The 12,009-nt window shown below is 60.1% G+C and carries 7 protein-coding genes; 1 reads left to right on the plus strand and 6 read right to left on the minus strand.

The window, feature by feature from the left end:
• The 6 genes from Q0864_RS00965 to Q0864_RS00990 all read right to left on the minus strand — a co-directional run bounded on the left by Q0864_RS00965 (position 1) and on the right by Q0864_RS00990 (position 11,405).
• Positions 1-1,506, minus strand: coding sequence for a hypothetical protein (locus Q0864_RS00965; RefSeq protein ID WP_298565280.1), 1,506 nt, complete (start codon positions 1,504-1,506; stop codon positions 1-3).
• Entirely contained in the window at positions 1,503-2,804 is a 1,302-nt protein-coding gene (locus Q0864_RS00970) for a hypothetical protein (protein WP_298565283.1), read from the minus strand. The genes Q0864_RS00965 and Q0864_RS00970 overlap by 4 nt, the downstream gene beginning before the upstream one ends.
• A 7-nt stretch (positions 2,805-2,811) precedes the next feature.
• Positions 2,812-3,255, minus strand: coding sequence for a hypothetical protein (locus tag Q0864_RS00975; protein WP_248363787.1), 444 nt, complete (start codon positions 3,253-3,255; stop codon positions 2,812-2,814).
• Positions 3,245-5,131 carry a GMC family oxidoreductase gene (locus Q0864_RS00980; RefSeq protein ID WP_298565288.1) on the minus strand — a complete coding sequence of 629 codons (1,887 nt, stop codon included), beginning with the start codon at positions 5,129-5,131 and terminating at the stop codon, positions 3,245-3,247. The genes Q0864_RS00975 and Q0864_RS00980 overlap by 11 nt, the downstream gene beginning before the upstream one ends.
• A gap of 8 nt (positions 5,132-5,139) precedes the next feature.
• Positions 5,140-7,551, minus strand: coding sequence for a hypothetical protein (locus Q0864_RS00985; RefSeq protein ID WP_298565290.1), 2,412 nt, complete (start codon positions 7,549-7,551; stop codon positions 5,140-5,142).
• Positions 7,552-7,997: 446 nt separating this feature from the next.
• A complete protein-coding gene (locus tag Q0864_RS00990) occupies positions 7,998-11,405 on the minus strand; it encodes an indolepyruvate ferredoxin oxidoreductase family protein (RefSeq protein WP_298565292.1) in 3,408 nt (1,135 codons plus the stop codon).
• Between the two features lie 141 nt (positions 11,406-11,546).
• Between Q0864_RS00990 and Q0864_RS00995 the strand changes: the two genes are divergently transcribed.
• On the plus strand, positions 11,547-12,005 hold the full coding sequence (locus Q0864_RS00995; RefSeq protein ID WP_298565295.1) for an Lrp/AsnC family transcriptional regulator: 459 nt from the start codon (positions 11,547-11,549) through the stop codon (positions 12,003-12,005).
• The last annotated feature ends 4 nt before the right edge of the window (positions 12,006-12,009 follow it).

Raw genomic sequence — 12,009 nt, forward strand, 5'->3', positions numbered from 1 at the left:
CTATCTGCCGTGACGGGCGATGAATTGCAGGGCGCGCAGACCGGGCAGGAAGAAATAACCGCCGCCTTTTACGGTTACGAATTGCGGCAGGGGCGTGTGGCGCTCGTCGATCCCGTCGGCTTTCTGGATCGAGAACCCGTCGCTTGCGACCCCGCTGACCGGCGTGCGACCGCCAAGCAGGGGGTCGGCCTCCCCGGTCAGTCCGTTGAACTTGGGCGAGGCGATCCACGCGTTCTGAACAAACTCGAACTGCCGGACCAGATCGGCGCACAGGCAGATAAACAACAGCCCGCAATCGTCGGTTTTGGCGTCATTTTTCACTGCATCCCCGGGCGTCAATTTCGGGCCATAGACCCGCCCGCGCCGCACCAACCGGTGAAATCTGGTCGAGGCAACCAGGTCATGCCGCCCCGGCAGTTTATCGCGCCGCCTGCGGAACCCCAATGTGCTGAGCAACCAGCCAATGCGCCCCTCAAGCTGGTGCGGGTGGTCGCCGGTGCGGGGATTGGCGCGGCGGATATGCGCGCCAAGGGGGCATGACACGCCGTTAACATCGTCCTCATAAGTGAAGTCATTGCTACGCGGCGACCCATCGATATCGTGGCGGCCGTGGATCAAGGAGGTGCCATCCCGTTCGCGCCCGACCATCTTGGCGGCCAGTGCGTCGCGGCGGGTTGGGTCCCCCTCGCTGGCCGCGTCCATGTAGCGCCAGAACCCCGGCACATCCTGCGCCAATTGGCGAAACACCAGATAGCTGCCGTTGCGCCCCAGATCACGCAGATCTGGCGCGTCGGGGGCTTGAGCCAGCACGTCGCGACCCCGCACGCTTGCGTCAAGCAATGGCGAGGCCGAGCGCGCGTTGTATTCGTTGCGGTGCCCCAAGATGACCTCGCCGGGTGAGATCAGGTTGCTGTAATCCTCGCGCCCGTGTTTTGACGGCGGATGTGTGTTTTTCCAATCGACCTTTGGCTCGGAAATCCCGTCACGGAAGCCGAATGGTTCGATCCCTTCATTTGGACGGGTGGGAAAGCTCTGGACCAGATCGAACGCTGCGTTGAATTTAGGGCTTAGAACCTCTTTTCTCCAATCCTCCAAACCACCATTGCGCGCATAGAGCATGACCAGCAGGTGCGCGTTCGCCCCGTCCCAGGCCCACTTTTCGGGCGCATTCTGCCCCGTGTCGCCAAGCCGGCGTGACCGGCTATCCTCGCCCGCCATGCCCGACAGAAACGGCTGGGCGAAGCCTGAAGTGGCATTGTCTGACAGGCCAAACGCCGACAGGCCTGCGGCTGTGAAAGCGACTTGCAGGGCGGTGTCGGGGGGGCTGTCCAGCGTCTTCGCTGATGTCACCGGGGCGGTGCGCAACCACTCGCCTGCCGCCGCGGGGTCTTTGACGGTGCACAAGATGAACTCCGCCTCGACCAATGCGCCATGGCCGAACCGGATCAGCCCTTGCATGTCGTCAAATTCGACGGGATCAGAGGGTATGTTGGGCGTTTTGCTCATATCTTCGACAACCAGTTGCGCAGGGCCTTGGCGCCATCCGGGCGTCTCTCCAACCCTTTGCGGATTTCACTGTTGCGTGCCATGTCGCGCGCGGTCAGGCCGGGATAGGCTTTGTACCAGACCTGCGTGGGCAGTTGGCGATTGCGCAAGTAGCGCTTGAACTTGTCCTCTTGTTCCGCGCCGCCCTTGATCAGAAAGCGTGTCGAAGGGTAGCCAACGCCGTTTGAAAAGACGAGGTTCAAGCCCCACGCGACCTTGTTCACAAAATCATCCATATAGCTTTCCACCGCCCCGTCATAATTGCTGCAAAACATCACCCGGCGTTTGCCGTCCAAGAAAACCCAGCGCGCGAAGTGGATCGTCTGCACGCGGGTCAGATAGCCGCGCCCAAAGATGTGGCGGGCTGAATAGTTGACCAAATAGAGCGCTGCGGTCGCGATCATCCGCCGGAACGGGCCGGGCTTCACGTCACCGAAGGCGGAAAACGGGTTGGTCACATCATGGTCTTCATAGCGGCCCAAATCGGCGATGCGGGCGTCGGCTGGACGGGGAAGGATCTCTGGGTCCGAACGCTCGTGCATACGCAGGCGGATCACGAAAAACGGCAGAGCCAGCAGCAAAAGAGGGGAGATCATCAACAAGATCAGCGGCAAGCTGATCAGGTCAATCCAGTTGGCCAACCGCTCGCGCAGTGTTGTGCGCGCAGGCGGGGTCAGGTGAAGCACGCCACTGGCTCTCTCGCGGCGCACATAATCTACCAACCGCTCGTGGATTTCGAACGGGTCGGCGGATCCGCGGGCGTTCACCACGTTCGCCAGTTCGTCATGCAAGGCGGCGGCCAAAGCGGCTTCCTCGTGGACCTGACGCACGGTGCGACCGCGCGTGTTGATGTAATTGGCAGACTCTCTGACGTTATGGTCTTCCATCCAGCGCAAAAGATCTGTGCCTTGGTCTACGCCCTCGCAATGACTGAAAACCTCCATCAACCCATCGGCACAGTGGACCATCAGTTCTTTCAAAAACGTCTGCCGATCCCCGTCAACATCACCAAGAAAGGCAAGCTGCATCGGATACGGCTGCGGTTCCTGACCATAGGCTTCGATATCGCGCCATGTGTTCGCCTCGACCAGAAAGAAGCGCGCGACATGCAGCTGGTCGAACCTGCCAAAAGGCACAAGCGCGTTTTCGGGATCAGCGAGGCCCGGTTTCAGGGTCATGCCTAGCAGCAGCGACTCCAATTCTTCTGCCCGGCCTTCCGCGACCGGGGCGAGGATGAAGAATGTGTCCTGCTGCGTCATTGGGGCCTCAGGTTTCCGCGTTGAAATCGAGGGCGAAGTCGATCAGCCGCGTGTCGTCCCAATAGACCTTGCCCAGATACATGCCCGGCCCGATCTGGCGGATCTCATCGCGGATCCACTGGGCGACGATCGAGGTGTCGGAATAATCCAGCACGATACATTCCTTGCCGTCCAGCCAGCTTTTGTCCTTATAGACCTTGGCCAAGATGGCGTTCAGCCCGAAGGGCAAGATGCGGTTTTTCAGCACGCATTTCTCGGCGTCAAACACCTTGCCTTGCCACGCAAACCCGTTGATGAAGCGCGAAATCAGCGGTGTGAACCGGGTGCCCGGCGCGATGATCGCGGTGCCCTCGGCCTCGCCATCAGGGATCTCACCGGCATTGGACACGGTGAACAGCGCGTCCAACTCGTCCTGCTCCATGTCCATCAGGGTATCAATATCATATTTCATGCAACATATCCTCGCTTTGGGGTTGGGACTGCGCGTCTTCCAGCACCATGTCGGCGGCTTTCTCGCCGATCATGTAGACGGCGGACGCGATGAAAAATCCGGGGATTTCGGGAAAGACCGAGGCATCGGCGATCCGCAACCCCTTGGTGCCGTGAACCCGCAAACGGCTGTCCAGAACGCCGCCTTGATCCGCCGGACCAATGGGGCAGGAGCAGGACGCATGATGGCCCCAGCAATTGTCGCGCACGAATTGCGCGATTTGTGCGTCTGTTTGCACCTCCGGGCCGGGCGTTTCCTCGGCGGCGATACGTCCGTCCTCGTGTAGGGGTGCGCAGAGCTGTCGCACGAATTTGACGCCCTCGACCACGGCGGACAGGTCTTCTTCGCCGCCTTCCGCGAAATAGTTGAAGTCGATGATCGGCCTGTCGCGTGGATCGTTGGACGCCAAGCGGACACGACCCGCCCGGTTCAACGTATGCGCCTTCAGAACGGCCCAACTTATGTGGTTCTTGCTGCGCGCCAGATCGGCCGCAAAACCGGGATAATACCCGTTGAACTTGCCCAAAAGCGCCATGCAGAACAGGTCTGGCACCGCCTGAGCCTCGGAAGAGCGCCGGATGACCGCCAGAGCAGCCCCGTTGGTGGCATAAAGGCCGTCGCCACGTTCTTTCCACGTCTTCCACAATGGGTCGCCGACCTCATAGCGGCAGTCGGCCATGCACTCCCACGTGTCGAAATTCATCCGGTTCACCACTGTGACCTCATAACGGTCCTGGAGCGAGCGCCCGACACCCGGCAGCGCCACCTTGGGCGTGATCCCCTGGGGGGCAAGCTCATCGGGGTCGCCAATGCCAGACAGCATCAAAAGCTGGGGCGTGTTGAAGGCACCGCCGGCCAGAATGACCTCTCGCGCTGCGTGGGCTTGTCGTGTCTCGCCCGGCGAGGTGCTCGGGTCGGCATGGGCGCGGTAAAGCCGGGCACCTTTCAGATATTCGACCCCGACCGCGCGATTGTCATCGTCCAGAAGCACCTTGGTGGCCAGCGCGTCGAGCTCGACGGTCAGCCGGTCAGGGTGTCGCTGCGCCACGTCCAAAACCCGTTCGCGCGACCCGATGCGCACGCCGTTGCGCGTGGTCAGGGGTGTATAGACCATTCCGTCCGCGTCATCGTTGATCCGGTCACGGTCGTTGGGGTCTGCGGCGCTGTTGGCAAGCCAGCGCAGGCGTTGCAGGACGTCACCTCCCGCCCCCAGCATCTCGCGCAGGGAGGTCCGCACAACGTTCATGATATCGTCATCCCTGAGGGCTGCGCGCGGAATGGCCTTCTCGGTCGACAGCCAGCCAGCGAAGCCGTGGCCCGTCCGGTCTATGCCGATCGCGTTCAATATGCGCTGCACAGGCCGGTGCCGACAGTTTTCCAACTTCTGAAAGGTCTTGTGCATGGCCTTAGGGGACCAGCTTTCATCACCGGTCAGGTCCGCGATACGCTGCCAATCGGAGTGATGCGGGTAGACGAAGATCATCGCATTATGGGCCGTGCAGCCCCCCAACGTGCCCGCGCGCGGATACAGCACGCCTTCGGGTCCGGCTTTGGGATCGCGGGCCTGCGCATCAGCATCCGCATAGTGGCTGACATGGAAATCCCACCTGATCGCCGCGTTCTCGGTCGCGAACGGATGGAAGGCGGGCACGTCATAATCGTCGGGCAGGCGGTTCGCGGCCTCGTCCATGTCGCGCACGCCACCATTCAGGGATCGCGGGTCGCCACCGGCTTCCAACAACAGCACGCGCATCCCGCCCTCGGCCAGCCGCGCGGCAGCGGTTCCCCCGCCGGCGCCAGAGCCGACGACAATGTAGTCATAGGTTGGCTCCACCATCCCGCTCCTCAGAAGCGTTTGAGAAAGGCGATAAGCGCGTGCTTGTCTTCGTCCGCGAGTTTGGTGCCGAAGTAATGCCCGCGATTGACGACGAAATCGGGACATTTGCTGAGTTCAAGAAGTGGTTCCACCAGATCAGCAAAGATCGCGCGGGCCTGTTCGTCGCTGGCATCGTCGGGCAACTCCTTCAGGTCGCGTTTGATCTTGATGATCAGCTTGGCAAGCTCAAAATCGTGGCCGATACGCTCCAGCAGGTCAGCTTGGTCCAGCCGGATATTGAGGTTTGCCAGAAGTCCAATGGGCGTGCCCGCAGGGATCGGACCAAGGACGATGTCGCCATCCAGATTGAACAGCCACGGCAGATCGTCGCGAAGCGGGGTCAAAAGTTTCACAAGGAAATCGGGCTGAAACCCTTTCGGCACGATCAGATAGCTCTGCTCGGTTGTGCGGTCGATCACGCCGGGCACCTTGTCGCCCAAGACGGAGTCGCGCAGGCGCTTTTCTGGCCAGAGCATTTTGGTGATGCCGTCGTCAAACGCCTGCATCCTGCCATCGACTGACGGGTCCTGATTGTAGTACCCAACCGTGTTGTTCAGCAGATAGGGCGCGGTTGACCACAGGCTGATCAGCGACGGCACACGGGTATAGCCGCGGCCGCCTGCGGGCAATACGTAGTCATATTCCTCGCCCGTTTTCGGGTGATGTACCTTGATCGTCCCGACCGATGGCAGCGCTTTATAGGTGGAGGACGAGAAATTGTCCCAAATGTTGCCCTCGATCGCGTTGGTGGCCAGCGGGCTGCAGGCGTTGGTTTCGAGTACCGTCACCGGGATGCGCAGCTCGTTTGACAGGTAGTTGCCGTCAAGGAAGTCATCTGCATGCACGATCTCGCGCATCTCGGCCTTGAACGCGTCGGTCCGGGTCAGTTCGCCATAGCGCTGGAAACATTCCAGATAACCGGGGCCGGAACAGCCGCCGGGCATCGCCTCATAGGCGCTTTCGGGCAGTTTCGACGAATGACAGCCCGCGCAGTTTTCGGCAAAGATCGTCTTGCCTTGATCCAGCAGGGCGTCATCCTCGGTCAGATGCGCGTCGCCGCCGGGGGCGTCTTTCAAACGGTCGGGGCGCCCGGCCTTGAGGAAGTAGAGCGCCGTCAGGGGCGACTGATCTTCGGTCGCTCGCCAATAGGCCGAGTTCTTCTGCGCGGTCTCGATCTTGATCGGCGTGATGTCCTTCCCACCCACAATCGGGTTGAAATGACGCGTCCATTCTTCGCTGAACAGCCCGATGTTCAGATACACGCGGTTCAGCGCCCCAAGGGCACCGACGGAATCCGCCCCATCCTTCAGAACACGCGGGCTGAGGCTCAGGTCAGGCTCTTCGAAAAACTCGGTCAGCGGGCCTTCCGCGATGTAGTCCTGAAATTGCTTGTTGTCGCGTTCGCCGCCCTCAAGCCGCTCTTCGCCAAAGCGCCTCGCAACGGCAAGCCGTTCTTCAAGCAGATAGATCGCGTTCATCGTGCGCGGGTTGTTGATGTAATCCGGTGAAACCAGCGAGGTATCCAGCGTGCCGGGCCGCGCGGTGTGGATCAGTTGAACCATGTACTGACGCTTGTCCGGCTTCCACGCAAAGACCCGATCAAACCAGAAATACTGCGCGCCGACCGTGGCGTTCAGATTGTTCATGGCGGGGTTTTCGGGGTCCTCTGGCGGATCAATCGGGCTTGGGCCGACATGACAGAACGCGCAGGACATGCCGACACGATAGGGACGCACAAGGTCGTCGTCGTTGTAATAGTCGGGATCATTGTAGAAACGCTCCGCGTCCCAGCGGCTTTCGGCGCGTTCGTCGAATTCCGGGTTCGGGAAAAGGCGCAAGCCCAGCACGCCGGTTGGCTCCCCGTAATAGGACCAGATGGGCATGTTGCGGCCGCGCGCGCCGATTTCGACGCCGGGATACTTCTCGGCGTTGGCGAAGGGGTCGGGCGCGCAATCGGGTTGGCGCACGTCCAGCCACAGCCCGTGGCGATCGGCGACCGGACCCGTGGCCTCGTCAAAGCATGGTTCGTTGATCAGACCCAGTTGTTCAAACCGATTGCTGCGTTTGGCTTCAAGGCTGGGATGTGACGACAATGTCTTGAGCAGATCGAACTGCCCGAACGTGTCCACCGTCAGCGTGTCCCAGAGCAGATCATTGCCGCCGGTCCAGACCAACCACATGTTGCGGCCCTTGATTTCATCCGGGCTCAAGGCAATCCCGTTGTCCATTTCGGCAAAGTAATCTTCGTCGGCTGGGGGGAATGTGGTTTCGTCGCGGCCCACCAGAAGGGCTTCGTCCCGCGGGCCTGAAAAAAGCTGCGCGGATGCAGAGAGCGGCACCAAAAATACGAGCAAAAAGCGAATTAAAATACGGAGTAACATGGGTAAACTCCTCAGTTCGGCGTATGAAAAAGAATCAACTAAAAGTGGCAAATAATAGCGTCATTGTCGGCGCAGATCGCCTTTTTTGCAACAGTTTCGACTTTTGCGGCGAATTGTTGAGCAAGTTTGGACAGTTGTGGCGGCTCGCTTCTTTGCGCGTCAAAATGCGCTGCGGCTTCGGAATCTGGTAAGGGAAATGATGCGCCCCGAAGGCTGTCACTTGACGGGTTACGCCGACCGAAAAACAACGATCTGCCCAGGTTGCCCTCACAGCCATTTGGTCCCTGTCGGGTCTCCTGTCGCAGCGGGACCAACAAGGTGAGATCTTGTCCGTAACCAGAAATGATTTGCGGCGTCACAGATGACCTGTTGCGCGCCAATGCGGTCTTACAGTGGGATTGCCATCTGATCCCGCTGGAAAGGGAATGTGTCAGACCAAGGTGGCATCAACCTTGCAGTGCTTCCGCGACCTCGGACTGCGCCGCGGTGAAGGCGGATTGTCGAACCGGGCCGTAGCCACGGACCTCGTCCGCTGCGGCCAAGACACTTGCCCATTTGTCAGCGTTTTCCACCGAAAGCTCGGATTGCGCGCGATCAACCAGCGTTTCAAACCATGCCAGCGTGTCATGGTGCAATCGGGCCTCTGCATGATATCCGAACGGGTTGAGAGCCGACCGACGTAAGGATTTGAACCGCGCAAGCGGGGCCAGCACAGACCCAAGCCAAGGCCCGAACGCATACTTCTTGGGGCGCCCGCGGGCGTCTTTGGCCCAGCTGATCAGGGGCGGGGCCAGATGATAGCGAAGCTTCGCCCCGTCGTCGAAAGTGCCCTGCAATGCGTCGTTGAATTGGGGGGATGTCATCAGACGCGCGACTTCAAACTCATCCTTATAGGCCATGAACTTGAACAGGTTACGCGCAATCAGTTGCAGCAACAGGTCAGGCGCGTCGGGATGGGCGTCGCGAAACGAAGCCATACGATCTGCGTAGCGACGGGCATAGGCGTCGTCCTGATAGTCGCGCAGAAAGGCGGTGCGGCGCGAAATCATCTGATCAAGCGACTCGGTGCTCTGAGGGGCTTCAAGATAAGCTTGCAGATGGTCGGGATTGGCTTGCATGCAACGACCGATGGCAAAGGCCAGAAGGTTCTTGTCGATGGCCACCCCGTTTAGCCGGATGGCCTGTTGCAGCGCCGCTTGCGACACCGGCACCAAGCCCGATTGCCATGCAAACCCAAGCATGATGACATTCGCAAATACCGTGTCCCCCAGCAAGCTTTCTGCGGTGGCATTTGCGTCAAAGGCGCTCAGATTCTCGGCACCCACCACCTGGCGTATCGCGTCGGCACGGCGATCAATCTCCAACGAGGCATCGCGGCGCAGCACCAGATCGCCGGTGGGCATTTCCGCAAGGTTCAAAACGACCTGCGTGCCGGGCTTGAAATGTGCCGACGCTTTTGGTGCTGAGCTGACCACGGCATCGCAGCCAATTACCGCGTCGGCAGCTGCCTCTTCAATGCGGACCTGATGGAGTTGATCAGGCGATTGCCCCAACCGAATAAAGCTAAGCACTGTTCCGAACTTCTGGGCGAACCCGGTGAAGTCCAATACCGACGCGCCTTTGTTTTCAAGATGCGCAGCCATCGTGATCAGCGCACCAATGGTGACAACGCCTGTGCCACCCACCCCGGTGACCAGCAGGTCAAACGGGTCTTCAAGGGTGGGCAGGGTCGGGTCAGGCAAATGGTGTTCAATGGCTTCAGCGTCCAGTTTGACGCCTTTGTCCCGGCGCAATCGACCCTCGACGGTGACGAAGCTTGGACAAAATCCGTTCAGGCAGGAAAAATCCTTGTTGCACGACGATTGGTTGATCTTGCGTTTGCGCCCCAGTGGGGTCTGCAACGGCTCGACGCTCAGGCAATTGCTTTCGACCGAACAGTCGCCGCACCCCTCGCACACGAGGTCGTTGATAAAGGCGAAGCGTTTTGGGTCTTCCAGCGTGCCACGCTTGCGTCGGCGCCGTTTTTCAGTGGCGCAGGTCTGCTCATAGATCAGGACGGTCACGCCGCTGATGTCGCGCAGTTCACGTTGAACCCTGTCCAGATCTGCGCGGTCGTGGAAACTGGTGCCCTGCGGAAAGTCACGCCGCCTGAATTTGGAGATATCGTCGGACACAAGCGCAATGCGCCCGACACCTTCGGCGCGGCACGCATGCGCGATCCCGGTGACGCTGACGGGGCCATCGACTGGCTGACCGCCAGTCATCGCAACGGCATCATTGTAAAGGATTTTGTAGGTGATATTGGCGCGTGCCGCGACCGCCTGCCGGATGGCCAGGCTGCCAGAATGATACCAGGTGCCTTCGCCAAGGTTCTGGAAAATATGCTTGCCGCCGTTGAATTTCGACGCGGCCACATGGGGCACGCCTTCGCCGCCCATCTGGGCGTAACCGACCGTTTGACGGTCCATCCAGCTGGCCATGACATGGCAGCCGATCCCGCTGGCGGCGGTCGAGCCTTCGGGGACTTTGGTCGAGCTGTTATGCGGGCAGCCCGAGCAGAAATAGGGGGTGCGTGTTGCGCCGGGAATGGCGATCAACTTGGGCGCAGGGCGCAGGGCTTCGGCCTTTTGAAGCAAGTTTTCGCCGGGAAACAACCCGTCAAGGCGGGCGGCGACCAGAGGCAAAAGCGTCAGGGGACTCAGCTCACCCGTCCATGGGATCAACGGGTCGCCTTGGCTGTCATGCTTGCCGACCATTTTGGCCGGCTTGGCGCCCGGCCAATCATAGAAATACTCCTTGAACTGGCTTTCGATAATGCCGCGCTTTTCCTCTATGACCATGACTTCCTGTTTGCCACTGACGAACCGTAACGCGTCTTGGCGGGCAAGTGGCCAAACCATGCCGACTTTGTAAATGTCGATGCCAAGGCGCCGGCAGGCGGCTTCGTCCAATCCTAAAAGGCGCAGTGCCTCCATCAGGTCCAGATGACCCTTGCCGGTGGTGACAAAGCCAAAGCGGGCGTCTTCGATGTCATATATGCGCCGGTCGATCGGGTTGGCGTCGGCGAAGGCGCGAACGGCGCGCAACTTGTGTTTGATGCGAGTTTCAATTTCCGGGCTGGGAAGGTCGGCGGCGCGGACATGAAGCCCGCCTTCGGGGATGGAAATCTCGGGCAGAGCGAAGACCCGGTCAGGCGCGAGCTCTACGGTGCGCGCACTTTCGACGGTTTCCGAGATGGCCTTGAAGCCGACCCACGTTCCTGAAAAGCGTGACAGAGCGATGCCGTATTCGCCGAACTCAAGATACTCCGCGACCGAGGCCGGGTTCAGAGTGGGCATGAACCACGCCATGAATGCCACGTCGGACTGATGTGGCATCGACGAGCTGACACAACCGTGATCGTCACCCGCCACAACCAGCACGCCGCCTTTGGGGGCGCTGCCATAGGCGTTACCGTGCTTTAGCGCATCGCCTGACCGGTCGACGCCGGGGCCCTTGCCATACCAGATGGAAAACACCCCCTCGACGTCGCAGTCAGGGTCAAGCGAGGCCTGCTGCGCGCCAAGGACGGCCGTTGCACCCAAGTCTTCGTTGACCGCGGGCATGAAGGTCACCCGGTCGGATGTAAGCCGATCACCGGCGCGCCACAGCTCCAGATCCAAGGCCCCCAAAGGCGACCCACGGTAGCCTGACACGAACCCGGCGGTGTTCAGACCTGCCGCGCGGTCGCGCCGGGCCTGATCCAGAAGGATGCGCACCAAAGCCTGCGTGCCTGTCAAAAAGACACTGCCATGGTCCGCCAGATAGCGATCCTCTAGTTGATAGGGCTTAAGCGCCTGATGGGGGGATGGCATGGTCAAGGCTCCGATTGGGTGATGAACAGGTGAAATTGTAAGCCCTTTGGTTTGAAAAAAATTTCCATATCCGGTCGAAATTGGGCTAAAATCGGTGATCTGATCCACTAGGGCGGCAAAATTCGGATGAATTGTTCAACAATGGAAATAGACAAAAGAGATCGCCAACTCCTTTCGTTTTTGCAGGCGGATTGCCGGATATCAAACGCAGACCTTGCAGCGTCGGTCGGGATGTCGGCATCGGCCCTGTGGCGGCGGGTGCGCGCCTTGGAAGACGCAGGCGTGATCGAGCGCTATGGGGCGATGGTGAACCCTTTGGCAATGGGGTTGAGCTTCGAGGCGATCGTGCATGTCCAGCTTGTTCGCCACGATCCCGAAAAGATCACTGAATTCGAACGTGCGATCGCGGACAGTCAGGATGTTCAGGAATGCTATGCGACCACCGGCAGCGCCGATTTTCATCTGCGCGTGCTGTGTCGCGATCTTGCGGCCTATAATGAATTTCTGGACGATTTCCTGTTTCGCCTGCCTGCAGTTTCAAGTGCGCAAACGAATGTTGTGTTGAAAGCGCTGAAACGCAACCGGCCAACGGCGACCTGATCTG

This window comes from uncultured Aliiroseovarius sp. (assembly GCF_947497285.1).
GTDB lineage: Bacteria > Pseudomonadota > Alphaproteobacteria > Rhodobacterales > Rhodobacteraceae > Aliiroseovarius.